This is a genomic window from Pseudoduganella sp. R-43 (assembly GCF_049913255.1).
GTDB lineage: Bacteria > Pseudomonadota > Gammaproteobacteria > Burkholderiales > Burkholderiaceae_D > Rugamonas.
The window spans coordinates 5,314,033-5,337,940 of sequence record NZ_CP183988.1; the positions used below are offsets into that span (position 1 = coordinate 5,314,033).

General features: G+C 58.7%; 24 protein-coding genes. 2 read left to right on the forward strand and 22 right to left on the reverse strand.

Features of this window, described 5'->3' with window-relative positions:
• Positions 1-2 precede the first annotated feature (2 nt).
• Positions 3-626: an RloB family protein gene (locus ACN9M3_RS24160; RefSeq protein ID WP_426318850.1), complete on the forward strand. Its 624-nt coding sequence runs from the start codon at positions 3-5 to the stop codon at positions 624-626.
• Between the two features lie 130 nt (positions 627-756).
• Here ACN9M3_RS24160 and ACN9M3_RS24165 read toward each other — a convergent pair whose 3' ends face one another.
• The 22 genes from ACN9M3_RS24165 to ACN9M3_RS24270 form a co-directional block, all read right to left on the reverse strand.
• Positions 757-981: a hypothetical protein gene (locus ACN9M3_RS24165; RefSeq protein WP_426318851.1), complete on the reverse strand. Its 225-nt coding sequence runs from the start codon at positions 979-981 to the stop codon at positions 757-759.
• A 91-nt stretch (positions 982-1,072) separates the two neighbouring features.
• Positions 1,073-1,861 carry a DNA adenine methylase gene (locus ACN9M3_RS24170; protein WP_426318852.1) on the reverse strand — a complete coding sequence of 263 codons (789 nt, stop codon included), beginning with the start codon at positions 1,859-1,861 and terminating at the stop codon, positions 1,073-1,075.
• Between the two features lie 176 nt (positions 1,862-2,037).
• Entirely contained in the window at positions 2,038-2,562 is a 525-nt protein-coding gene (locus tag ACN9M3_RS24175) for a hypothetical protein (RefSeq protein WP_426318853.1), read from the reverse strand.
• On the reverse strand, positions 2,559-3,026 hold the full coding sequence (locus tag ACN9M3_RS24180; protein WP_426318854.1) for a glycoside hydrolase family 73 protein: 468 nt from the start codon (positions 3,024-3,026) through the stop codon (positions 2,559-2,561). Before ACN9M3_RS24180 ends, ACN9M3_RS24175 begins: the two co-directional genes overlap by 4 nt.
• A complete protein-coding gene (locus tag ACN9M3_RS24185) occupies positions 3,026-3,427 on the reverse strand; it encodes a hypothetical protein (protein ID WP_426318855.1) in 402 nt (133 codons plus the stop codon). Before ACN9M3_RS24185 ends, ACN9M3_RS24180 begins: the two co-directional genes overlap by 1 nt.
• 160 nt (positions 3,428-3,587) lie before the next feature.
• The gene (locus ACN9M3_RS24190; protein ID WP_426318856.1) at positions 3,588-4,088 is read right to left on the reverse strand and encodes a hypothetical protein; all 501 of its coding nucleotides are present in this window, start codon (positions 4,086-4,088) and stop codon (positions 3,588-3,590) included.
• Positions 4,088-6,151, reverse strand: coding sequence for a phage head spike fiber domain-containing protein (locus tag ACN9M3_RS24195; RefSeq protein WP_426318857.1), 2,064 nt, complete (start codon positions 6,149-6,151; stop codon positions 4,088-4,090). Before ACN9M3_RS24195 ends, ACN9M3_RS24190 begins: the two co-directional genes overlap by 1 nt.
• The gene (locus tag ACN9M3_RS24200) at positions 6,148-6,786 is read right to left on the reverse strand and encodes a DUF4376 domain-containing protein (RefSeq protein WP_426318858.1); all 639 of its coding nucleotides are present in this window, start codon (positions 6,784-6,786) and stop codon (positions 6,148-6,150) included. Before ACN9M3_RS24200 ends, ACN9M3_RS24195 begins: the two co-directional genes overlap by 4 nt.
• 8 nt (positions 6,787-6,794) lie before the next feature.
• Positions 6,795-7,466 carry a hypothetical protein gene (locus ACN9M3_RS24205; RefSeq protein WP_426318859.1) on the reverse strand — a complete coding sequence of 224 codons (672 nt, stop codon included), beginning with the start codon at positions 7,464-7,466 and terminating at the stop codon, positions 6,795-6,797.
• Between the two features lie 304 nt (positions 7,467-7,770).
• Positions 7,771-9,321, reverse strand: a complete 1,551-nt coding sequence (locus ACN9M3_RS24210) for a hypothetical protein (protein WP_426318860.1) — start codon at positions 9,319-9,321, stop codon at positions 7,771-7,773.
• Positions 9,321-10,781: a hypothetical protein gene (locus ACN9M3_RS24215; protein WP_426318861.1), complete on the reverse strand. Its 1,461-nt coding sequence runs from the start codon at positions 10,779-10,781 to the stop codon at positions 9,321-9,323. The genes ACN9M3_RS24210 and ACN9M3_RS24215 overlap by 1 nt, the downstream gene beginning before the upstream one ends.
• Positions 10,781-14,782 carry a hypothetical protein gene (locus ACN9M3_RS24220; RefSeq protein ID WP_426318862.1) on the reverse strand — a complete coding sequence of 1,334 codons (4,002 nt, stop codon included), beginning with the start codon at positions 14,780-14,782 and terminating at the stop codon, positions 10,781-10,783. Before ACN9M3_RS24220 ends, ACN9M3_RS24215 begins: the two co-directional genes overlap by 1 nt.
• Positions 14,779-15,084, reverse strand: a complete 306-nt coding sequence (locus tag ACN9M3_RS24225; protein WP_426318863.1) for a DUF1799 domain-containing protein — start codon at positions 15,082-15,084, stop codon at positions 14,779-14,781. Before ACN9M3_RS24225 ends, ACN9M3_RS24220 begins: the two co-directional genes overlap by 4 nt.
• Positions 15,085-15,134: 50 nt before the next feature.
• Positions 15,135-15,485 (reverse strand): hypothetical protein, encoded by a 351-nt coding sequence (locus ACN9M3_RS24230; RefSeq protein WP_426318864.1) that lies wholly within the window; start codon positions 15,483-15,485, stop codon positions 15,135-15,137.
• A 38-nt stretch (positions 15,486-15,523) separates the two neighbouring features.
• Positions 15,524-16,501: a phage tail tube protein gene (locus tag ACN9M3_RS24235; protein WP_426318865.1), complete on the reverse strand. Its 978-nt coding sequence runs from the start codon at positions 16,499-16,501 to the stop codon at positions 15,524-15,526.
• Between the two features lie 2 nt (positions 16,502-16,503).
• Entirely contained in the window at positions 16,504-16,704 is a 201-nt protein-coding gene (locus ACN9M3_RS24240; RefSeq protein ID WP_426318866.1) for a hypothetical protein, read from the reverse strand.
• Positions 16,701-17,150, reverse strand: a complete 450-nt coding sequence (locus tag ACN9M3_RS24245) for a hypothetical protein (protein WP_426318867.1) — start codon at positions 17,148-17,150, stop codon at positions 16,701-16,703. The genes ACN9M3_RS24240 and ACN9M3_RS24245 overlap by 4 nt, the downstream gene beginning before the upstream one ends.
• Positions 17,147-17,446: a head-tail joining protein gene (locus ACN9M3_RS24250; protein WP_426318869.1), complete on the reverse strand. Its 300-nt coding sequence runs from the start codon at positions 17,444-17,446 to the stop codon at positions 17,147-17,149. Before ACN9M3_RS24250 ends, ACN9M3_RS24245 begins: the two co-directional genes overlap by 4 nt.
• Before the next feature lie 2 nt (positions 17,447-17,448).
• Positions 17,449-17,778 carry a DUF2190 family protein gene (locus ACN9M3_RS24255; RefSeq protein WP_426318870.1) on the reverse strand — a complete coding sequence of 110 codons (330 nt, stop codon included), beginning with the start codon at positions 17,776-17,778 and terminating at the stop codon, positions 17,449-17,451.
• A 55-nt stretch (positions 17,779-17,833) separates the two neighbouring features.
• Positions 17,834-19,870, reverse strand: coding sequence for a ClpP-like prohead protease/major capsid protein fusion protein (locus tag ACN9M3_RS24260; RefSeq protein ID WP_426318871.1), 2,037 nt, complete (start codon positions 19,868-19,870; stop codon positions 17,834-17,836).
• Between the two features lie 144 nt (positions 19,871-20,014).
• The gene (locus tag ACN9M3_RS24265) at positions 20,015-21,541 is read right to left on the reverse strand and encodes a phage portal protein (RefSeq protein WP_426318872.1); all 1,527 of its coding nucleotides are present in this window, start codon (positions 21,539-21,541) and stop codon (positions 20,015-20,017) included.
• A complete protein-coding gene (locus ACN9M3_RS24270; protein WP_426318873.1) occupies positions 21,541-21,774 on the reverse strand; it encodes a hypothetical protein in 234 nt (77 codons plus the stop codon). The genes ACN9M3_RS24265 and ACN9M3_RS24270 overlap by 1 nt, the downstream gene beginning before the upstream one ends.
• Before the next feature lie 311 nt (positions 21,775-22,085).
• Between ACN9M3_RS24270 and ACN9M3_RS24275 the strand changes: the two genes are divergently transcribed.
• Positions 22,086-23,906: an AAA family ATPase gene (locus ACN9M3_RS24275; protein WP_426318874.1), complete on the forward strand. Its 1,821-nt coding sequence runs from the start codon at positions 22,086-22,088 to the stop codon at positions 23,904-23,906.
• Positions 23,907-23,908: the final 2 nt, after the last annotated feature.

Genomic DNA, 23,908 nt, shown 5'->3' on the forward strand with positions numbered 1-23,908 from the left:
CAATGGGACGTACCGCTAAGTCCTACAATCGAAGCAAGCCCCGATTCAAGCCACAGCCAACAGTATTAGTGATCTGTGAAGATAGCAAATCCGGGAAGCGATATATCGAAGATGCAACGAAGCACTATCGCGTCAACGTAAAAGTACTTGTAATGCATGCTGGACGGACGGACCCAAAGGGCATAGTGGAAGAGGCGTTGCGCCAAGCCAAACACTATGATCAAGTGTTTTGTGCGATAGATCGTGACACGCATGAGACGTTCGATGAGGCCCTGCGGTTAGCACGGGGTTCGGCGAAAATCGATGTCATTGCATCTTATCCATGCATCGAATTTTGGTATCTCTTGCATTTTGGCTTCAATCGCCGAGGGTACGTGCGCGCCGGGGCGAAATCACCTGGCGAGTGTGCGATTGATGACTTGCGCAGATGTAGAAATATGGAAGGCTACGCGAAAGGCGCTGGGTTAAGCGTGTTTGATGGCTTGCAACCTCTTTTAGAGGGTGCAATTATCACTTCAGAACGAGTTTTGCAGCAGGCGGTAGCAGAGAATGAATTCAACCCCAGCACTCGTATGCATGTGTTGATGAAGCACTTTCAACTACTATCCACACCGCAGCTTGCATAGGATGTCTACGATCAAATGCACGTGCCTCAAACGCCGTCATACTTTGGCATCGCGCCGTGCGGGTCAAGTTCAATAAGGTGAAGTCCCCAAAAACGCCCCGCAAGGGGCGTTCCGTGCTGCTGGTACTGCCTTAAGTTTCTTCGCTCGGGACGATCGTGTAGCCCTTGCGCTCCATACACTGGGCGGTGAAGTAGGGACGGTCATTCTTCCCAGCGCACAGGTACGCATCGCGCGCCGCCTCTTCTTTTGTAACACCAACTTTCGAAAAGGCAGTGTTCTGTTTTGGGAGTTCAGCACAGCCCAACGATACAGCGGCCACGAATACGGAGAGTGCCAACTTGGCGATTTTTTTCAATGTGAGACTTTCATCAGGGTTGCAAAACGTTATTTTAAACATAATTTTGCCCAAAGGTTACATGTGTTGTTGTTATCGAAACTATGGTTGACTAGAAAAGTCCAACTGGCTCAGCGGTCTTGTCCCAGCTATAGATAATCAGCTCCTGCCGATCAACAGCCTTCCCGCCGCCCCCAACGGTGTAAGAAATGTCTGTCGATTCCATCTGGAACCGAGCGAACACACGCCGAATCTCGGGGTGGTCGTTCAAGCTCAGAATCGCCTTGCCCTCAAGCCTGGCCATCAGTTCGGCCATACGCTCATACTCAGTGAGCGGGAATTCGACGCCATACCCTTCCGTCTCCCAATACGGCGGATCGAGATAGAACAAAGTGTGTGGGCGGTCGTAACGTTCCATGCACTTATGCCAATCCATGTTTTCGATAAACGCGCTGGCCAAGCGCAAATGTGCCGCTGACAGATTCTCTTCAATACGGAGGAGGTTGACGGGCGGCGCCGTGGTTGCGGTCCCCCAAGTTTGTCCCTGGACCTTGCCGCCGAAGGCTTGCTGCTGCAGGTAAAAGAAGCGTGCTGCACGTTGAATATCGGTGAGCGTGTGCGGGGGCGTTTCCTGCAGCCACTTGAACACATCACGACTGGAGAGCGCCCACTTAAACTGGCGCACGAACTCTTCCAGGTGATTCTTCACGACTCGGTAAAGGTTCACCAGGTCGCCGTTGATATCGTTGATGACCTCAACATCAGCCGCAGGGCGCATGAAGAACAGCGCGGCGCCACCCGCAAACACTTCAACGTAGCACTTATGTTTTGGGAATTGAGGGATGAGGCGATCGGCTAAACGTCGCTTGCCGCCGATCCAGGGAATAATAGGAGTTGCCACAGAGTAAACCTTATTAGCTATTTGTGCTAGACTTCTGCCGCCCTCCGGAGGGTGCAGAGCCTTGGCTCGGTTCACTGCTTATCCAGTGTATTGAGGCCTGGTCGTGCTGTTGACGCAGCACGACCAGGCGCTCTGTCTTTACTACTCGAATTTCTTTGTGTGCAGACGTCTGCACATCATTTCAAAACCGCCTGCTGTTTCAGATAATGCTCCCTCAACCCCAACGCTAATTCACGCCAGGCGAGGCAGGTGGTGGCGTTGTGGGCAGTGGTTTCTGCGACCTCAGCGAGCGAAACTCCGGAGGGGTCACGGTCAGTGCCGGCGGCAGGTCCGGCAGGCTCACCTGACCAGGCGGCGTCGTATGACCGCACGAAGCCAGCGTTAATGTGGCACTCAGCGTTATCAGCAGCGGTGACATACACGGGAACTTGCTTTTCAATGACTTCTCCTTTCAGGTAGATTTTCTGGATGCGGTCGCGGTACTTGATTTCGGTTTGCACCACGACTTTGGTTTGAGCGCGCCCGACCATCACCGCGCGTGCCGCCTGTGCGGCCACATAATCAGAGAGTGCTTCGCTCCCATGGCGGGCTTCATGCAGACGGCCAATGCCATACACCGCCGCGCAAAGGGCTGCAATTGCCACCCACTTGAGCCACGCCGGCAAGACAACGCCCTGCAGGCGGCTTAGCGCGCCCATCATGCGGGCACCTTGGACGGCAACGCATCGTAGCGAGCCAGGTTACGGCCGCGCATGATGGCGATCAGCTTATCCGCATAGGTCGGGTCCGTCGCGTAGCCTGCAGCGGCAGCGGCACGGGCCCAGCCCTCCCCGGTCTGCTCGACAAAGCATTTGCGATAGCGCGGGTTCTGCCGGAAGAAGTCCGCATGGTCCTGTATGCAATGAAGCCAGCTGGAATATGCACGGAACGCGCACTTCATTGGCGTGCGCACGCCCTTAATGAATTCGTGTGTGTCGACCAAGACTGTCGCGCCTTTCCAGGCCGGGCCAGGCTTAACGCCAAAGAGGTTAAATCCTGGCGCGCGGGCGCCCCAGCTGGATTCCAGTGCGGCCTGGGCGAGCGTAAAACTCGCAGGGATACCGGTATCGCGGTGGCAGGTCTGCGCGGCCGGCAGCAGCAGTTCGATGAATTCGGCAGGCGACATTAGAGGGCACCTCGCACATCTTTGACGACGTTGGCAGCATCATGTGCGAGCTCGGCTAGGTCGGCATCGCGGCGCTTATCGATATAGAGGAACAGAGCACGGACCAGTGCCCACGCCGGCAACCCACAGGCAAAGGATAGGAACAGCATTGCGACAATACCGAATGGGTCTTGCGCCCAGTGCTGGATACCCAGGTAGCGCACCAGCGCAGCGCCGCCGCCAATCGAACCAACGAGCGTACTGATCAGCGCGACGCGCCACTCCTGGTCGGATTTGGGTTTGGTCATCGCCATGACAACGAAGGCCGCAAGACCGGCGCCAATCGCGCCCATGCCCGCTAGGCCGCCGATGATCTTCCAGCCTGCTACGCCGGCGGCAGTGCCTGAAATCGGTTCGCTCATTGATTGTTCTCTCATAGTCTGTAGTCTCCGGCAGGGAAATGTGGATCACCGGGAGCGCACAGTGTCTCGTTCTCACCGTCTCATTTCTAGGGGGAATTGAGACTATTTCGGCGGCCGCTGAGCCTTCTTGCGCTCCAATGGAAGGCTCAGCGAGCATTGGTCACACGTAGACCAGGGATGATTTCGGGTAGTCGCACATCAGGAGGTCGACGGGCCGCACGCGTGTCATCACCGCCGGATCGAACAAGCGCGCCCCCCCGGCCAGCACGATGGCGAACGCCAACTCCGAACACCACCAGCGCCCATCGTCCGCCCAGTCTTCCGAGTAGGTCAACGGCAGGCCTAATGCACCAGCCCAGTCGTACCCTTTCCCCACCTGGCGCTCCGCAAACTGCACCGCAGCGGCGAGATCCGGCACCCAGACCTCCATGTCACGATAGACGACGATGCCGGCCATGAGTTCGGCGGGCGCGCCGGCACGACATCCGTGCGTCATGGAGGCCTCGTACGCGCGGTTGCCGATGATCGTGATCGCGTGGCTGAACTGGTGAGACCCTGACAACACCCCCACGGCCAGGCTGATCGGGTTGTAAGGCCAGCGGCTCGTGACACGTACGGTCAAGTAACCGCCCTGGTTACTGCTTGCTGTTGCGTCGTACATCAAATCTCCTCGAATTCGATAGTGGTGGAATAGGCCAGTGCATACTGGACGGCGACGCTTGAGTCTTTGCTGCGCCTGCCATAGATCATGTTGTCGCGTTCGAGCGCCAAGTCGTCCCAGCCAGGGAAAACGCTGATCAAAACTGGATAAGCCCGGCTGTTACGAATGATGTTCACAAACGCGGCACGGTCGGCTGCCGGCATAAACTCAAGGTCGATCGGCAAGGTGCGGTACGTGTAGCCGGCATCGGCGCCCTGACACCCAGCGCCGGTTCGGTAAAGCTCCGTCGTGTCCACGTTGGTGACTGGTGCTTTCGAAGCGTTATAGACCGGCGACCAGTAGGGGCCGGCCACCAAGCATGTTGCTTCGATGTAGCCCTGCAGGTTTGCTGGATCTACGATGTCGACAGCCAGGCCGAGCGATTGAACTGCCGAGGGCAGCCAATGCCTGGCGTACGCCCCGCCGCCATAGGCATAGGCACTCGCGGCCTGAGCGGCACTCCAACCGCGCAACTTCACTGCCGGCGCCGGACAAGCAGGCACAAAGCCGCTGTCGTAGTCATAGCTCTGCCAAGAATCGATATAGCCAGCTGGCCGAACACCTGGCGGACTAACCGAGAGGTCGGCCGCGCGTGTCACCGTGGCGCCGGAGGTCTTAATGGGCGAAGACGCCGCCCGCCCCTGCTCCAGCTGCGGCAGGCCAATACGCAACGTGATGTCGATCGGCGCCCCGGCAGCGTGCCCAATCAAGAGCTGCGGCCGCACGTTCGCCGTGGTTGCATCCGTTAGTGTTCCGGTGGCTACCGCGCGCACTGCCGCAAGGCTGGAACCGCCAAGCATGCCTATGAGGTTTGCCCCTGCAAAACTATCCACCGTCCCGGCACCACCCGAGGCAAGGCCATACAAGTTCGCTCTGATCGAAGTGATGTTGACCTCCGACCCGGCAACGCGCCGAACAAACACCGAAGCAGCCCACGATTGCCCCGATGCAGCCGCAACACCGTTCGATTGCTCAAACCGAATGCCGCTCGACCCGGACGACGGTGTGCCAAAAAGGCGATAGTCAATAAAGTCGATTCCAGCCTCAACACCGGTGCCTACCACTGCAACAGACAGGCCAGACGGCAACGATAAACCCCAGTTCGTCGGATTCGTACCAGGAGTGCCAGGGACAGCGCCGACCATGGTGTTATTGCGAACGGTGTTTGTTGCCGCGGCCTCGAGCGACATGCCTTTGCTAATCAACGTCGAAGGGTCGAAATCATTCGCGGAAATGTTGGCACCAACCTGGTTAAGCACGCCTGCTGCGTCGAACACCCACTTCGCAGACGCCCTCGATGTAAAAGCGGTGGCATCCGGCGCCAGCGACGTGGCGATCAGGCCTGCCTCAACCTGCGCGCCCCATACGTAGAGTTGTTCGCCCGCCACGCCTACATCGTCCACAGGATCAATGTTGAAGGCCACATTCCCAATGGCGCTCTCTGGGAAAGTCCCATTGCAAGAGAAGCGGGTCCACTGTGCCGTGGGCTGAACAGTTTGAGAGACGAGCACCACCCCAGACGCATGCAGCAGCACCTTGACTCCGCCCGTGTACGTTCCGGCCTTCAGCCAGACAGATCCCGTGAATGAGCTGCCAGCAGCCGGCATCGTGGAAGCTTGGCGCAGATAGTGATTGCCCGGCGCAATACGAACCATTGCTCCCGCCGTCAACGTCCCGTCAGGCGCCTGCGTCGCATTCGGGATAATCGCGGTATTCCCACTTTGCCACGGCGACCGGTCCATGTTGGATGGGTGGCCAAGCAGGTTCGTTGTACCGCCCTCATTTGACAGACGGACCCGCATCGTGGCAGAGGGCGACAGATTGCAAAACGGCAGTGCTACGGCAGCGATCGATTCGGCTGCAGCCCAAGTCGCAGTAAGCCTTCCAGTCGTACCTGTCGCGCGCCATACGCTCGACTTGTCGTCTACCTGAAGGTTGCCAGCTACCAGCACGCCGGCTGTGCTCGATGCTGCTAGCGCCGCACGGCTCACCGCGTTATCGTGAACGATTCGCAGGTTATTCATGCAGACCACCCAATCGCGTTCACAGCCTCAATCGACTCTGCCTGGTTAATCGCAACGCGCAGCGCACGTCCTTTGGCATACACGCCAGATACATGCACCCCAAGGGCAAGGCCGAGCGCGATGACCTGGTCCGCGTCCAGCTGCCGCGTCGTGTTGTCTGTCAGCGTCCAGGTTTCGCTATAGGCAGTACCGCTCGACTTCGCGATGACAGCCAGTTGCACCGCGCCGTTGATACGCACCTTATCCGCCTGATAGCTTCCGCCGTCGAAAATGAAGTTGCCCTCCTCTGCGATCGCTCTGGCAGCCTTGATCGCTCCCCAGGCACGCTCGCGTGCCCCCTGCAGCGTGTCCGACTGATCGACAATCACCGTACCGCCTTCAAACGGCATCCCAGCACCGACCAACGCGACTTCAATGGCGCCCAGGATGTCATCCCCTTGTGAGAGCACGCTCGCGCTGATCGGGATATTCCATCCCCACGCGACCGGTAAGCCGGACAATGCTGCATCCTCGTCGGCATGCGATTGAACGGCCGCGAAGGCCGTGCCGGCTCGGAAGTCGACCTCCAGCTTGACGGGCTTGTGATACGACACGGGAATGCCGTTCGCAGCTTTGATAGTTTTAAGAATTGGCATGTGCTCTCTCAGAAGTAGGTGGTGTCCACAATGATGTGGCGGTTTGGCGTCCCTGCCGGGACGCTTCGGTCCAAATCTGTTTGGTTCGGATCAAAGACGTTGAGGGTGTCGTACATCTTGATATTCGAGATGTTTATGCCGCCTGGAATGGCTTTCACCATCCCCTGCGTCATCTGCAAGTGCTGCGTTTCATACTGCCCGCCGCCTCGAATGTCTTGCACGGTGTAGTACTGATTCACGCATATCGCCGCGTACGTGCGGGAGCCGTTATAGGTAAAGCTCCCCTCGCCCGTCGGGAAACCGATCATGATGAGCGGCTTCAGGGACGAATCGAAAATGATGGAACCATTGCCATTAAAGACTTGCAAGCCCATCCCTGCACCAGACGCAGAGGTGATCGAACCAAAAACAAAAACAGTGATTACTGTCCCGGTATAACCTTGGGATACCAGGATCATGTTGCTGCCTTGTCGGTACGTAACCGCGCAAGGCGTCGAACTGGAAATGGCGATGACTTCGTCGCTGCCGACCGCAACAGCCGCCATCGAATAGCCAGTAGTCTCGCCGTTCACCCAATAGGTAGTGGCGACGTCAAGTTTCCGCTTCAGTACGAACTGAGGGTAGACCCCATCAATCTGAAACGACCCCGCGTCATTGACGCACTGAAAGCCGGCTATCATCAGCGCACCCCAAGCAACAGCTTACAAGGCGCCAACGGCACCCCAGACGGACGCGCCTGACGCGTCCACGACACGGTGTTCCCGCTAAACGAGCAATCCGGATAGGTATTCGTTCCAAACGTTGGCCCATTCTGGGCGTCCTGCTGGAGCATGGGTATTGCGAACGGCGCACCCTGATCGAGGCCAGCCACATAGGCCGAACCGCTGGAGGCGTTTGCGTCAATGATGCCGATCACCCTTCCCATCACCGTGGACTGGTCAATAATGAGGCGCCCCTGCGCGTCCCAAACTTGTAACCCCATCGTCATAGCGACAAATCTCCAATTCTCACGCGCAGAATATTGCTCGCGTCGAAAACCTTAAAAACGTTATCCGAAAGTTCCGTGCGCGCACCGCTCGTGCTCGTACGAAGCGTTCCGATCGTTGCACTGACCGCCGACAGGCTGCCAATGGTGGCCTTGTTAATCTGCGCAAGCCCGATCGCCGCACCCTGGATATAGGTCGAGACGTTCCCCGTCGTGATGGGAGCTATTGACTGCCCCATAGACCATATGCCGGGTGTCGTTACGCCAATCGGCGCTTCCTCAACCATCACTCGGCCGACGAACATGTACGAGTCGTTGTTCCCCGCAAGAGTTGCGTATTTCCGAAAGATCACTCGGCTATAAGCGGCACCAGGAGGGGCAACGCCGGCATCGTATATGCGCTTGTAGCCAGTGAGGGACGGACCTCCGCCAGCTTCCGCAGCGTTGGCTGCAGGACCTGACGTTGCGCCACCATTAGCAGTCGCGGAAATCAGGACATCCGCACTGTTGTACCAGTACATAAAGACATTCACGACACAGCGATGGGCACCGGTGTACGCACTGACGATGTAATTCTTGCCCGCTTCAACCGGCACCTTTGGCCCGAAGTGTTCGTACAGCTTTGACGCATCATTGACAGAACTGCTTCTAACCGCGTCGGTCTGATTAGCCCAAAACACGTTGGCGCCTGGCTGGCCCTGCACCGAAGACGGCCACCACCCAGCCATATTGAGACCAGACTGAAAGAGAGCAGGCCCATTAGTGCCGCCATAGCCCCACCCATCGAGCCCGCAACTGAAATCCCCGTTGTAAAGCAGGTTTGATCCGAAATTCGCGTTCATACGCGACTTATCGAGATTCGTACCGGCGCCAAGGATCACATTGCCAGCAGCATCTTTGACGGTAAGGTTGCGTGTATCGATGGCCTCCGGCAGGATCGATCCCTTGATGAACATGTTGCCGTTGTAAACGTAGTCCACGGTCACCCACACGCTGCCGTTGTACATCTTTTGGACGCTGAAAGTACGATCTGCCTTGTACAGCGTGACAAGGTCACGTGATCGCGCCGAGCCGTATCCAGCAGCCTGCAGCGCAGCGTTTGCTTCGCTGTCCGACCAGATGTTTGATGTGGTGATGGCCGCGATGTCGACATTGCCCCTTGCGCCCTGCGCTCCCGCCGCGCCGGCAGCTCCATTTGCCCCGTCTGCCACCTTGGCCAGCGTTGCCGTCTGGCTGTACTGCACACCCTCTACCGTAAGCGTCGCGGTGATCGTGCCGGTGACGGCCGCGAAGTTCGCATAGGTGACCGTCACTTCGTTGCCATTCACGGTTGGAGTGATCCCGGCGCTGCATGTGAAAGCAACAGTGCCCGACATATTGAGCAATGTGGCCTTGAAGGTGAACGAGGCCGGCGACGCACTCAGGCCGTCGGCAGCTACCTTGAATACGGCGGACGAAGGCGACAGGAACATGCCTCGGTCAGTTGGCGGCGCATAGCGCGGTGTCGCGGCCATGATCAGCACCGTGCGGTCGTTGACAAATGCCGCCATCAGACGGTTACCTCCAAAGTAGAACGAAGCGTGTCCCAGTCGGCTGTACGGGACGTGAGCAAGCCGACCTTGCCTGCGGCCAGGCCGAAGCGGTTGCTGAATAGCTTGACGGCCTGCCCCAGTTCGAGGAGCAATTGCGCCGGCGTGGCTTCGAAGCGGAACGTGGTGCGCGGCACCTTGGCGATCGCCAGTCGACGATTCGCCTCGGCCTGCGCATCGACCTTGCGCAGCAGGCAGGTATCAATCTGCACCGGTTCGGCATCGAGCTTGTATGTCGCCTGCACGGCCGCGTCGACGGCGGTTACCGATAGCCACTCCTGCGCATACAGTGCCTTGTGCGCGTCTGGCAAGGACGTCTGCAGTTTCCCTTGCGGCGTCCAGTTGCGGCAGTAGCCGATCTTGATCGACGCCACAACTTCCGTGCGCTTGACGATCGTGATGCTGCGGTCCAGCTGGTGCGATGGACGTATCTCGGCAGCGGCCACTGCTGGAATCGCAAACTGGATCAGGCGCAGCTTGCCGGTCATCGAAGGCACGAGCTGGGCGCCAACGCTGCCGGCCAGCTGCTGACACGCCACCAGCACGTTTGTGCGCTCGGTCAGGTACAGGCCAACAGGCTGCGGGTTGGCGGCATCGAAGGCAGCGAGCTGTACTGCATCCAGGTCGGCTGCACTGAACTTGGTTGTCGCCTTGCCGCGCTGGGTAACCAGGTATTGCACCAGCTGGCCAATCGTATTGACGTAGCTACCGTTGAACTTCGCACCCTGGGCATCGCACGTGACCACGCCCGGGCCGACCGCCTCGGAAAATACCAGACGGCCGGTGTTAGCCGTTACGGCCACGGTGCCGCGCGGTTTCCCTTCCGTCCGCACTTCGGCGACCGCTTCATTCACGCCATCGCCAAAGGCATATTCCAACGTGACAGGATTGGTCGGAACCGGGCTGATGTTGTGACACTCGCCCAGCAGGACCGGTACCAGCGCATCGGGATTGGCCGCGTTGCCGCCAATCTTGGAGTCCGTCACCGGCGTGTTCAGGCGCTCCAGCTTGTTCACCAGGCGCAGACTTAGGCGATCCCTCGACTTGCAAGCAATGTCCACGATGACGCCGCTAAACACCTGGCGAAAATCCGCCCTATCCCAGCGCACGTCCCCCACGAATGCATTGATCGGCTGGTTCGTCCAGATGTCGTCCAGCCAGGCGTCTCGCGATCCGTCTGCGTTATAGATTTCGATATCGCCTGCGGACAGGCTGGCAGAGGCATCCATTGCGATCGACTCGGTCACCCGTAACCCACCTGCCACCACCGCCTGATAGGGCGTATTGGCCGACCCAATATAGATCTTGTTTGAGAGGTAGCGAGTGATATCGACGCCGGCGCTTTTAACGCCGACCTCGAACAGTGTTACCCGCTGCGCCCCTGAATCTTGCAGCCAGGAGATGAATTGAGCGTCGGTCATCAGGATACTGCCCTCCTGGAATGAGCCTCGACGTACGCGGCGTCCGTCACTGCGTCCCGCACGCCATCGACGACCGCTACAGCGGCGCGTTGCGCGGCGCCGGCACCAGCGGTGATCAGGTCACCAGTCTGCTTCGCCTGATCAGCACGAAGCCCTTTCAACTCCTTTGTCATCGCCTCGTTCGAGGTCCTGAGTGCCTTGATCTCCTCCACGAGCGCGGTCGTATTGCCAGCACCAAATCCGGCGTAATCGACCGCGAACGAACGAACCTGACCAACATCTCCAGAAGACACAGTCGGCCGGAACTGGCCGCCTTGTGCGATCGCGGCCAAGGTCGCTTTGATGTCCGCGAGCGTGGCATCGGAACTATTGAGCACATCAAGGCTCGCCTGCGCTACATCGGCCGAATTGCCCGCCCACTGCGCCAGCTCGTCATTAGTGCGCATCACGGTCGCCAGATCGGATGAATACTGCGCATCGCCACCGTTGATCCGTTGCGACAGTTCCAGGAACGCCTGCTCAACAGCACCCAGGTTGCCTTGGGCGGTCGCATCGCCGGCAGCGGCGAGTTGGCGAGTACGCTCAAACTGACGGCGCGCTTCCGCATACTGCTGCTCCGGTGTCAACAGTGACAGGCTGCTCAGCGCCAAGCTGCCATTCAAGCCGCGCGCAGTCTCCTTGAACGACTTCATCTGCCCGATGAAGTCTCCCAGGCTGCTCTTGGCTGCATCCTGTGCCGCCCTGGCATCCTTCGCCGCCTGCACCTGGTCGAACAGCGCGCGGTTGCTTTCATCGAGCGCGTTGCGCTGCTTTGCCAGCTGCTCAGCCGAAGTCAAGGTCAATTCGTCCAACTGCTTCTGCAGCTCCGTACGTTCGCTCAGCATCTCGTTGGCCGCATCGGACACCGCTTTAAACGCTGGCGCCAACTGCATCAAGGTAGCGTAGGTTTTCGCGCCCGTCTCCGTCGCCAGCGCCCCCGAACTGACCAATCCCAGCACTGCCTGCTTGAACTGGTCGTTCGTTTTGACTCCGCCAAGCCCAAGGGCATTCATCTGTTCGTTGAGGGCCTTCTGCATTGGAGCAATTTGCTCGGCCTTGGACAGGAAATTCTGTGCAAAGAATGAGGTCTGATTGGCTAGCGCTTCAGCACCGCCAGCCAGCGACAGCAGCCTTTCCCGGGCCTGCAGCGACGCCACCCCAACGGCTCCAAACGCCGCCTGGGAAGTAACCCCAAAAGTCGCCAAGACACCATCGACGACCTTGAAGTTGCCGGCAAGTCGCTGCAACGTGACATTCGCGCTTTCACCCTCTGCGGCAAAGTTCGCAATATTTGGCACAAGACGCAGGGCGAGCTCGTCCCCCATATCGGTGAACAACTTCGCCAACAGCTCCTTATTCTTGGCTTCGTCCTTGGTAAGCGCCAGATTCAGTGACTTCGTATAGCCAGTTACCTGGTCGACCGACAGACCGAGCGTCGTCGCGAAATCGGCGGTCACCGCCTTGATTGCCGAGAATCCATCGCCGAGCGCCTTTTGCAGCCCGGCGTCAATCACTCCAATCTCCCGACCACGCTTGCTGCTTCGGAACGTCCCGCCCTTTTGATACCAATCGGTGTAGGTCTGTCCATTCGCCAGCCCATCCGGTCCAAACTGGCCCGTAATGCCCTGACCCGTCACTTCTTTTGGTTTGTGTCCAAACAACCGATTAACCGCCCCACCGACCAATCCACCAACGAGGCCGCCAATCGCGGTACCCACAACAGGAACAATAGAACCGACCACGGCACCAATCGCAGTGCCGGCATTAACGGTGGAATTACCCGATCCACCAAATGCGGAGTAACCGCCGGACACCAGTCGCCCGCCATAAACCCCGCCCGCAATACCCGCAGCCGCACCAGCCGCAGCGCCCACACTGGAGCCTGCGGAGACTGAGGAGCCAAGGCCGGCCATGCCCGCGCCGTTGTACGCAGCCGAAGCGGCAGCCGCCTCGGATGCAGTCATTCCCATGCCAGCGCCGAAGGCAGATATTGTCGAGGAGCCGAAGAAGTTCCCCACCGTGGACACCATTGCCCCCATCGATGCACCGACGCCGGCAAAGCCCGACGTGATCGCATCGTAGATATTCTTGCCGGTGGAGATCCAACCCATGCCATTGCCGCCGCTGGCCGCCATAGCCGGCCCGGCCATGCCGAACATGCCCCCGAGCGTGCCCGCGACCGGATTGACCACAGCGGAGACCACCGGCCGCAGAACCAAGGTCTTAAACATATTCTTGATCGTGTCGATCAGGTTCTTTGCGATCGACTGCCCCGACTCGAAACCACGCATCAGCGCGTCGGTCAACGATTTGTCAATGTTGTCAGCGGCCCGCTTCCACTCGTCCGTTGCCGACTTGGCTTCATCGGCCGCAATCTTCTTGCGAGCGCCGCTGCGTTGTTCATTGGCGAGCTCGCGCAAGGCGGCAGCTTCAGCACGGTATTGCTCCGACATGGCGCCAGTCAGGTCAACACCTTCGGCGATCTCGGCGTTTTCTTCTGCGCGAAGCGCCTGGCTTTCCAGCCGAACGGCATTGAATTCCGCCAGGTCGAGTGCACTCAGGCCGATCTGTTCGTTCTCATCCTTCTGGGCCTGCAGGCCGGCGAGCGCCTTGGCCCTGGCGTTGGCAGCGACGTCGTAGGCTTTGGCGGTCTGCTCGATGGCTTCGGCGAGGACCTTCCGTTCGGCAGCTTCAGCCTCAACCGCCGCTTTGATCGCAGGCTGCTTGGCCAGCAGCTCGGCCTGCGCTTTCGTCAACTGCTCGAGTGAAATTCGGCCTTTGCCGTACAGCGCGCTCAACAGCTCCCAATCCTTGCTGAAGCTACCCGTCAGGCCAGCCATTTCGGCCAGCGCCTTGTTCTCGTCTTCCAGTGCCTTCGCCGCCTTCTTTGCAGCGTCCGCAACGAGTGCCGCGTTCTCGGTGACTTCGGTCGACTGGCTGTTAATCTTGGCCATGGCCTCGACTGCACCGTCGCCGGTGTTGGACCACGCAGCCTCGATCGATGCCAGCGATGCCTTCCAGCCATTGCCGACTTCTTCCTGCCACTGGCGACCGATTCCTGCCGCCGTCTTGAAGTCCCCTTGCATGAGGGCCACCGCCTGTGCACCGGCGGCGCCAAGGGTCTTTCCGACAGTTGAGAAGACTTCCACAATGCCGACGCCGACCGAGTAAAGCAGCTTGAGTGAGGTAGCGATGAATTGCGCAGTCTTCGCGAGCCGGTCACCGCTGGTCATTGTGGTCAGGAATTGGCCTGTCAGGCGAGTCAACGTCGGCAGGAGCTCAGCCGCAATCCCGCGCGCCACGCCCTGCCCGCCCTGCTTGAGCAGATCGAGGGTATCGTTGAATTGGCCAGCCTTGTCGACGGCATCCTCGCTCAGCGACAGGCCAAGTTTGTGCGCCCATTCGTCCATCTCGCGCAAGCCCTCCGCCCCCTCGTTCAGCATTGGGATCATGGATGCGCCGGATTTCCCGAAAATTTCCTGCGCCAAGGCGGCCTTCTCAACGCCATCTTCCATGCCAGCGAACCGGTCAGCCAGCTCGTACAGCATTTCCTTGTTGGTCTTGAACGAACCATTCAGGTTCTTTGTATCGATATGGAGCTTCTCGAAGGCTGGACTACCGTCGACAATCGACTTCGCCAGCTTTGCCATCGATCCTTCCAGGTCGCCGGCCTCCATGCCGCCCTTCTGAAATGCGAGTTCAAGGCCGGCCAAGTCTTCAATGGCGATGCCTGTCTTCTGCGACAGGTCGCTTGCCGCATCCGTGGCATCGATGGCACCCTTGATCCACCCAGTAAAAGCTGCGACCGACAAGCTCACGCCGATCGTGCCGAGGATGCCATTGATTTTGCTGCCTGCACTTGAAACGTGTTCAAGCGCGCCAACAGCTTGGGTGCGGAATCGCTGGAACTCCGCCACCGCGCGCGCGGCATCCGCCGTGATTACTACTCTGGATTCACTCATTTCTTACGTTCTCTCCACGCCTGCAAGGTCGCGCGCTCCATTGCCTGAACCTCAGAAAACAGCTTCGGCCAGTCCTTCCGCCGGACGCCCTGCGCATCGCGCACGATGGTGACCGCAGGATAGTGAAGGCCTATAGCGCCGGCTGGCCCGACCACCCATTGTGTTGACACCGCCTGGAAGAAATTCCAGGCGGCGACGTTCTCCGGCCAGAGGTAGATGGGCTCAATTTCGTCTCGCTCGAACACCGGCGCCAACCCAAATGCGGCGGCGGCTTCATCAACCTCCGCCTTGTCCTGCTCCAACTCATCAGGGCTCGCAAGCTGCCCGAGGGCAGCGCAGCGCGCGACCGCGGCTAGTTTTTTTCTGCAGCACTCGATTCTTTGGTGAACGCGTTAAAGCACACCAGGGCCATGCCACTGATGTCCAGCAGGGCGTCGAACGCTTCTGCGCAGAACTCGGCTGGCTCACCGGTTTCCTGGTCGTTGATCAGGCGCTGACCCTGCCAGCCGGTGGTGACTTCCTTGACGATTTCCTTCATGTCGAAGTCGCCACTGTTGATGCGGTTCTTCAGTTCGCTCGCGAGCATGCGGCGGCAGATCAGGCTGAACTTGAACGGCACGGGGGCGCCGCCGGCATCCTTGAGGGTGCCTTTGACGGGGACGACAACGGTCGGGCTGATAACGGAGACAAAACGTTTGTTCATTGTTTGCTTTCAAAGGTTGGGCCCGCAGGCCCTGGTTATTAGGCGAAGCTAGTGGCGATGCGGAACTCGTCGTTGCCGGCAACAGGGAGCGCGCGCAGCTTGTAGCCAATCAGCCTCTCGCCATTCAGTTCTTCCTTGGTCGGCTCCTTGAACTGCGCCGCAGGCAGGAAGACCATCACCTTGTCGTTGGCCACGGTGCCGTGGATCAGCCCGATGGACTTCTTTGCCGCTGCCTTGACGTCGGCCATGAAGGCGACTTCTTCCGCTGCAGTCTGTTTCAGCTTGATGGCGCCGGTGACCTCGCGGTCGGTAATGGCGACCGACTTGCCGCCCAGGATCTTCTGGAAAGTCGCGTTGACGCCCAGGTCGATGGTCAGGCCCAGGCTCGGGAAAGCCGTGCCGCCGACGAATGCCGGTGCAGTCGCCACGGCATGCGTGGCGCCGATGGTGATGTCGCCCGAGTTGTCGTCGGTGACAATCTGCGGCACGCGCCAGGCCGTCAACGTCGTGGCAGGGTTCCCGGCCACAGCGATTCCGCCATCGACGCCGATCATCTTGAAGCTGATGGTCGGCTTCTGACCGACCGTCAGGTCCAGGGTGGCCGTGCCACGGACGCCCAGCAGCTTATGCAGCACGCCATCGTCGTAGTAGTAAATGGTCACAGACTCGAAATTGCCCGAAACCGGGGTGTAGTCCACGCGCACGCCGGCGGTGATGGTCTCGGCAAAACCGATCGAGCGCATCAGCGGGCCCCAGGCAGGCGCCTGGGCAGCAACACCCGCTCCGACCAGTTCAATGTCGAAGCCGCACTCGACGTAGCTCGCGCCAGGCAGCTCTTCGGACGCGCCCAGGTATTCACGGATGATGTCGCGCTTGATGTACTCCGCGTTCAGCGCGTTGATCGACACGTTGCTGACCACCAGTGCATTCGCAGCGCCAGACGGCGTCGGATCGGTGCCGTAGGTCGTTTCCAGCTTCGCCAGGATGACGGTCTTGCGGATAAGGCGTTCAGGCATGCTTATTCCCCCTCTTTCGGTTCAGCGGGCAGCTCCTGCTTAAGCAGGTCGCCGGTTTCGACGATGCGGATGTAGCTGCCGCCCAAGGCAGGTTCCTTGTGCACCACTTCGTCAGCGTTTTGTGCAGACGTCTGCACAATGCCGGAGCCGGCGCGTTCCAGCGCGTCGTCGCCGGATTCGTCGAACGAGTCAATCACGTTCATAATTTCAGGGTTCTCCCGTTGGTTTGATGTTTCACTACAAAGCGCGCGGTGACACAGGCGATGCTTGAATCCAGTTGATCGAAGTCCCAGTCGAGCGTGCTGCCGTCCAGGGGCTCAATGCTCATGACCCCGTAACCAAGATCGGCGGCGCCGTCGAGGTTGTCGAAGACCAGTTCCAGCACCTGGTCAGCGCGCGTTCCTGGTACATCGTCCGCACCATCGCGCCCCAGGCATTCGATCTCGATCAGGGTGCTCCAGCTGGTGCGGCCACCGACTTGGCTGGATTCCTTGGATGCGCTGCGTGCCACGCGCACGACCACCGCGCTGGTCTTTTCGCTGCTCAGGACTCGCGAGCGGTTCAGGTAAATGCGGTCGCCGGCAATGTCCGGCGCCGCCTTGAATCGCTCCGCGATCGCCTGCACGATGGCCAAGTGCTGGGTCGTCATGCTTTCTCCAGGTAGACCATGCTCAAGCCGGTTGGCAGCTCACTGTCAGCCTGGGCATCGGCAACCTTCCAGTTCACGCCACGGATGGTGATGCGCGACTCGATAAAGTCCGCCGGCATGCGGTCGTTGCTGATGACCATTTGCGGTGCCGCCGCACCCATCCCCACCCCGACCATTCCTTCCCTGTACTCGGCATCAAAGATGACGGGCACCTCGTCGCCAGCAATGAGAGCGCTGGCATTTGCCAGGCGCTCCATTGCCAGCTTATTAAGACGGGCTTCGAGCTGGTCGAACATGCTTAGGCGTTGATCTTGATGCGGACAGTGGCGACGCCGGCTCCAGCGGGAGCTGCTGCGAAACCGGCCAGGTTCAGGGCACCGGGCGTCTCGGTCAGCCGGCTGTTTGCCGGATCCCAGTACAGCAGTTCGCCCTGGGAAACATCATCAGTGGCCAGCTTCGCAATGGTGTACACGCCGGTCACGGCGACCGCACCGACGCTGTTGGTCGGAATGTCGGTCAGGGCAATGCCGATGCGCTTGCCAATTGCCACCACGGAACCGGCAGCGATTGCGGCGCCGGCATTGGTGAAGTCGAGGACTTCGCCCTCGCCTACATAGTTCTTTGCCATTGAAGGCTCCTTGTCGATTTGAACGGCGGCGCGACCGCGCCGCCCGGATTAATGGTTAAGCGCCGTTCTTTGCCAGGGCGCGGAAGTCCAGTGCCTTGGCGGCAGCGTCCATGCGTACCTTGAACTCGACGCCATCGCGGGTCCAGCCGTCCTGTTGCTCCAGGGTTGGCGTCTTATTGCCGTCCAGGTATTGCACTTCGACGGTGTCGTGGACGCTCTGGTTCGCGGCTCCGTACCACTCGGTCGCCGAGGCGAGATCGAGACGCGCATCGCTGATCACCTCGAAGGTGCCGCGCACCGAGTTCGGCACCGTGTTGTTCTTCGCACCGGCACCAACCTCGTACTCGCTCTCCATCACGACCTTGGCGGTGCCTTCCAGTGCCACTGGCACCAGCAGCTTCGCCAGTCGGATGTTCAGCGCGCTGGCCGTGCCATCGGTTTGCTTGGCCATGAGCACGCGCATGGCATCGACCGTCTGTGTGTTGATGGCGCCTGCGGCAATCTTGTTCTTATGATCGTCGTGGAACAGCGACTTGCCGTCGGACATTGCCGGATTGCCGGTCAGGATGGCGTACACCAGGTCACCGATGGTGCGAATCGCTGCGCGGCCCATACGACGCGGGATCTTGGTAAAGGCGTCGAGGTCATCGTTGATGATGGTCTGGCGGTTCAGGCTGAACATCTTGCCGTAGGTGGCCAGTTGCACGGTCTCGCCACGCTCGCCAACCGTCGCATACTTGTACTCGCCGCCGTCCTGGATCTTGTCCAGTGACGGGAAGGTATTCAGGTCAACGCGCTTGCCTGGCTTGAAGTCGCCCAGGGTGCCTTCCGAGGTCCACAGCTGGAAGGTTTCGTCGGCTTCCTCGTAGCCCTTCATCATCGACTTGGTGGCGACGTTCGCCAGCAGCAATGGGAAGTCCGAGCTGGAATGCGTGAATGCTGCCGCCACGACGTCCATCTTCCCCAAGCCTTTCGCGTTGACGCCGGCATGCGCCAGGCATTCGCGCGCCAGGTCCATCAGCGAGAAGCCACGATAGTTGTTCGCGGTGTCGTCCTTGGCCAGGCTGCCACGTGCCATGATCGACGCCAGGGCGCCTGCGCGGAACTTGTCACGCTCATCTTCCATGGTGACGATAATGCCCGCCACTGGCACCGCGCCGTTGCCCATGTGGGCCAGCAGCTTTTCGTGCGCTTGCGCGACGGTGCAGTCCTGGTCGTCGACGCAGGTGGCCAGCAGCGCTGGTACGCCGCTGACGTTGGCGAAGTTTTTAAATGCTGCGGCAATGCTGGTGCGGCGGGTCTTGTCAGCCTCCAGTGCAGCCTTGGCCGCCGCCTTGATGGCGTCGTCGCTGGCGGTCGCGTTGGGTTGTGGCATGGTATTGCTCTCCTTCGATGGTGGTTGAGGCGCGGCAGATGCCGCCGGGGTAGTCGGCTGCGGGAACGATGCGTACCGCGCCTTGAGGGATTCCTTCAGCTGTGCGCTGGCCGCGACTGGCAGGCCTGCGACGATCACGTCGATGAAGTTCGCTTCCAGCGCCTGCTCTGCGGTGTACCAGTGGTCTTTGCCGTCCGTGAGCAAGGCCAGCATTGCCGTCTTGTCAGTGCCGGACTTGGATGCGTAGGTGGTGGACATGGCGTCCGCCCAGCTATCGAGCATGTCGGCGTACTCGCGCATTGCGGCGCTGTTGCCGGAGTTCCAGCCCCACGGCGCGTGGATCATCAGCTGCGCGTTCTCCGCCATCTCGACCGTGTCGCCCGCCATCGCGATCAGGCTGGAGATCGAAGCGGCAATACCGTCCACCACGGTGGTCACGGTGGCCTTATGGCGCTTAAGCGCATTGTGAATCGCAATGCCATCGGTGACGGAACCACCGTAACTGTTGATGCGTACCGTCAGCTGTTCAACGTCGAGCGCGGCGATGTCGCGAACGAAGTTGGCTGCCGTGATCGTGTCGCCGTACCAGCTTTCGCCGATGTCGCCGTAAATCAGAATCTCCGCTGCGGACGCCTGCGCGGCGCCGGCGGCGATCACACCCGACTTTGCGCGAATGGTGTACCACTTCGCTGGCTGGTTCTGGTTTGCAGTTGGCATCGTCCGTTCCTTATCGATTGCAGTTCATTTGAAGTCATCAGTTTGTTTTTTCGGCCGTCTCATTTCTAGGGAGAAGTGAGACAGTTTTTTGCGCGCGAAAAAGAACAGGCCGCCCGAAGGCGGCCTGGTGAATGCTGCGTACAGTTATTCCTCTTTGGGATCTGGCGGCGGAACCGCCGGCGCAGTTTTGTCCTTGTTCGCAAAGTCGGAAGCAAAGACCAGGCCCTTGGCGCGGCACTCGTCGCGGTGCGCCTTGACCTGCTCGAGCACGTCACGCGGGTTGACGCCACGCTTGCGCATGACTTCGACTTCGCTGGCGAAGCCATCCTCGACCAGGGAGTGCCAGGCAACGGCCTCCTTCAGCGGATCGATCCAGGGCATGGACTGGCCGACGAACAGTGCGTCGTTCGCGCTGTCTGGATCCACGTCGCGCGGCATTGGCACGACGCCCGACAGGCTGGCGGCCAGTACAAAGTCATTCCAGACCGGCTGCACAAACTGGCCTACGAATTCGTCGCAAAGGACCGCGTAGTGGATCCACTGCTCCACCAGTTCCTGCCGCTGGGACGAGTAGGTGCCGCTGTAGTCACGCGAGATGCTGGAGTAGCTGCCGCCCAAGCCGGCTGCGACGGCGCGCAGCTGTCCCTGCCGGAACGTGACCAGGTTGGGATTCGGCCGGTTGGAATCGATCATGCCGATCTCTTCGCCAATGCCAAGGTTATCGATAATCATGCCTGGCGACAGGCGCAATTCTCGTGGCGCAGTGGCAGTATCGTCGGGTCCCCGCGCGTAGTCGTCCGGAGAACCCTTTTTGACGTAGGCGGTCAAGGACGCTGCCACCTTGGCCGCGATGCGCTCAGACTCCTCGTAGTCCTTAATGTCTTCCAGTCGCGTGATCACACTTGCGAATTCGGAGACCCCACGCATCTGCCCAATGCGATCGACCGTCGCAATATGGTGGATCCGGCCGGCATCGATGCGCTTGAGCTCGTAGCTGCGCTTTGTCCACGTTTCACCGCCAGGGAACTCCTTGTATGCCCAATATCCCGTCGGCTTGCCCCAGGTATTGCGCTCGATCCCCTGTTGGATTCCTTTGGCCAGGTCGTGATGATCCAGAGGAATCAGGTCAGGTTCAATGAGTTCGAGCGAATAAGGAACCTTGGTTGCATGGTCCAGCAGCGGCACGGCGCCCATCAAGCGCTGCGCGAAACACTCGCCGTCCCGCAACCAGGTCTTCGCTACCAGGCGCTGCACCTTACTCCAGTGATGCCGCTGGGTGACTTCTGGATTCTGCTGCCAATCGCGGTAGGCGGTGCGCAGCGCCGCCGCGTATTCATTGTGGATCGAGCCATCCTTTCGGCGGGGTTGAGGCTCGATGCCGATGCCGCTCGGGCCAACCACATTGTTCACCAACGTGCGAAGAGCGCCGCGTGCGATGTCGTGATTCTGTTCCAGGTTTCGAGCCAGACCACGAAGGGCGACGGCGCCCTGCTGGACCTGTGCATCAGGTGAACGCCCATCGCGCGCGCCTTTCCGCAGACGCGATGGTTTGGCCGCTTCATACTGGCTCAGGACGCTGCGCGCTGCCAGGCGGCGCAGTCCTGCCGCCGGCCACAGATAGGCGATGGCGCGATCCATGGCGTTGAGCTGCACTTTGGCCTTGCCGCTCATTACAGGGGCTCCGCGAAACTGGCGACCGAGAACGACATGCCACCGATTGCCGGCTGCCCGCTGGCGCCGCGTAGCGCCAGGGCTACGCGTCCCTCCCATTCGCGCCGACCAGCCCTGATCTCGTTCAGGTTCTCCATGCCCATGGATCGGCCCTGGAAGGTGATCGTCTTGCCGGCCAGGACGGCCAGCTCGGCCTCAAGGTACTTGGAAAGCATTTCTGCAGGTGTGCTCATTGGACGCTCCTTATTTGAAGCGCCCAACACTACTGATGACGTAGTCTCATTTCTAGGGAGAAGTGAGACTACATCCTGGAAATTACATCAGCTTCCAAGAAGTTTTGAGCTGCAACGGTCTATTTATCGTAAAGATCGCCACCTATCGGTACTCGAGTATATTTTTCATCGAGTCTATTGCCATTAGGAAGTGGCACTGGCAAGATCAAAGCGTGCAACAGATGTTTGGAATCTGTCCCGCTGCTTAACAAGGTCAATCCTGATCTACGGGTTGGTCTTATCATTCTCACACTAACAACTGAACGTTCACTATGTACTTCAAGAGAATTGCAGTTGAAAATGCTGGACCCATTGACAACTTAACGATCGATTTCCCCACAAATGAATCAGGTAGTCCCAAGCCGCTCGTGATTGTTGGCGAAAATGGCACTGGGAAGACGATCCTTCTGTCCTATCTAGTCAACTCACTGGTCACAACAAAGCAGGTAGTTTTCGACGATTCCGAGGTTGAAGCTGGGAAGGTCTACAAGTACAGAAGCACGCAATACATTAGAACAGGAGCGCACTATTCCCACGGACGTGTTGAATTTACAAATGGTCATTACGTCGAAGAATGGCAACTCGACGTGCAAAGGTCGAAATTTCAGAACGATTATTCTTTTTCTCCCGCGAAGAAAAGCTGGACCACCATCCCCGAAAATGCTACGTCTCATTTTGTAAATTCCCTTACACATAATGAACATGCCGCAAGGGGGCTATTCGAGAATAGATGCTGCCTTTATTTCCCAGTTAATCGCTTTGAGGAACCTGCATGGTTGAATATTGACAATCTAAAAGATCGAGCCGCCTATACCGAGCTAAAGCATATTTCACGCCACTCGAACAGACATTTAATCTCGACTTCGCCTTTGAAAGCAAATAAAAACTGGCTTCTGGATCTAATCTTTGATCGTCAGGCATTTGAGATACTCACTCATCAAGTGCCCTATTCCGTTACCCCAAACCAGTCACCTATCAATATCTCTGTCTTCGGTGGCTATCAGGGGCAGAGTTCGCGAATATACGAAGCAGTTCTACAGTTACTTCGCACGACACTTCGCGTTGATGGGAAGATTCGCCTTGGCGCTGGGACCAGGCACCGCCGGCAAATTTCGATACTTAAGGATGAGGCGCCGTGGATCCCAAACATATTCCAACTTTCAACGGGAGAAGTACTGCTTCTTAACCTCTTCTTGTCCACAATGCGGGATTACGACTTGAGCGGGGGGGCGCTAGAGAACCTACATGACATACGAGGCGTCGTTATCATCGATGAGATTGATGCGCATCTACATGCTCGTCACCAGAAGGAAGTCTTGCCGGATCTCCTCGCATCCTTTCCGAACGTACAATTCATCATAACAACGCATTCGCCTCTATTTCTACTGGGGATGGAGGAGAAACTAGGGGCCAACGGATTCCAGATCGTAAATATGCCGAATGGTGAGATTGTTTCCGCATCTGACTTTTCAGAGTTCACGGCAGCTTACGAGACATTTAAGCAAACGAGCCTGCATCGACAAGAGATTGCAAATACGCTAAAAGCCAATGCAAGACCGATCGTTTTTGTTGAAGGGCATTACGATATTCGATACATCACTAGGGCAGCCGAATTGCTCGGGAAAGCTCACATTCTTCAGGCTATTCAACTTAGAGATGGGACTGGCTTTGGTAATCTGGATAAGATTTGGCGGTCCTACGAAGCTCAAATAGCGGAATTGCTGCCCTCGAAGGTTCTCTTACTCTACGATTGCGACACAAACAAATCAGCAGCAGAAAAAGGGCGACTTATTAAGCGTGTTATTCCGTCAATCATTGACTCACCAATTGCCATAGGTATTGAGAATTTAATTCCTGCGGAGCTAATTTCTCGGTTGGAGGGGAGCCACCCCCAGTTCATCGATTCGACCGAACCAACCACGCAAAGAGTTCGTAATCAAGAGATTGTTACTCCCGCAAAAAAGTCAATCAATAAAGATGAGAAAGGGAATCTGTGCGACTGGCTCTGCTCAAATGGTACAGCTGAAGATTTCCGCAATTTCTCTTCGATATTTGATTGCATTGAAAACGTGCTAACGGCTAACCTCCGCTAAAC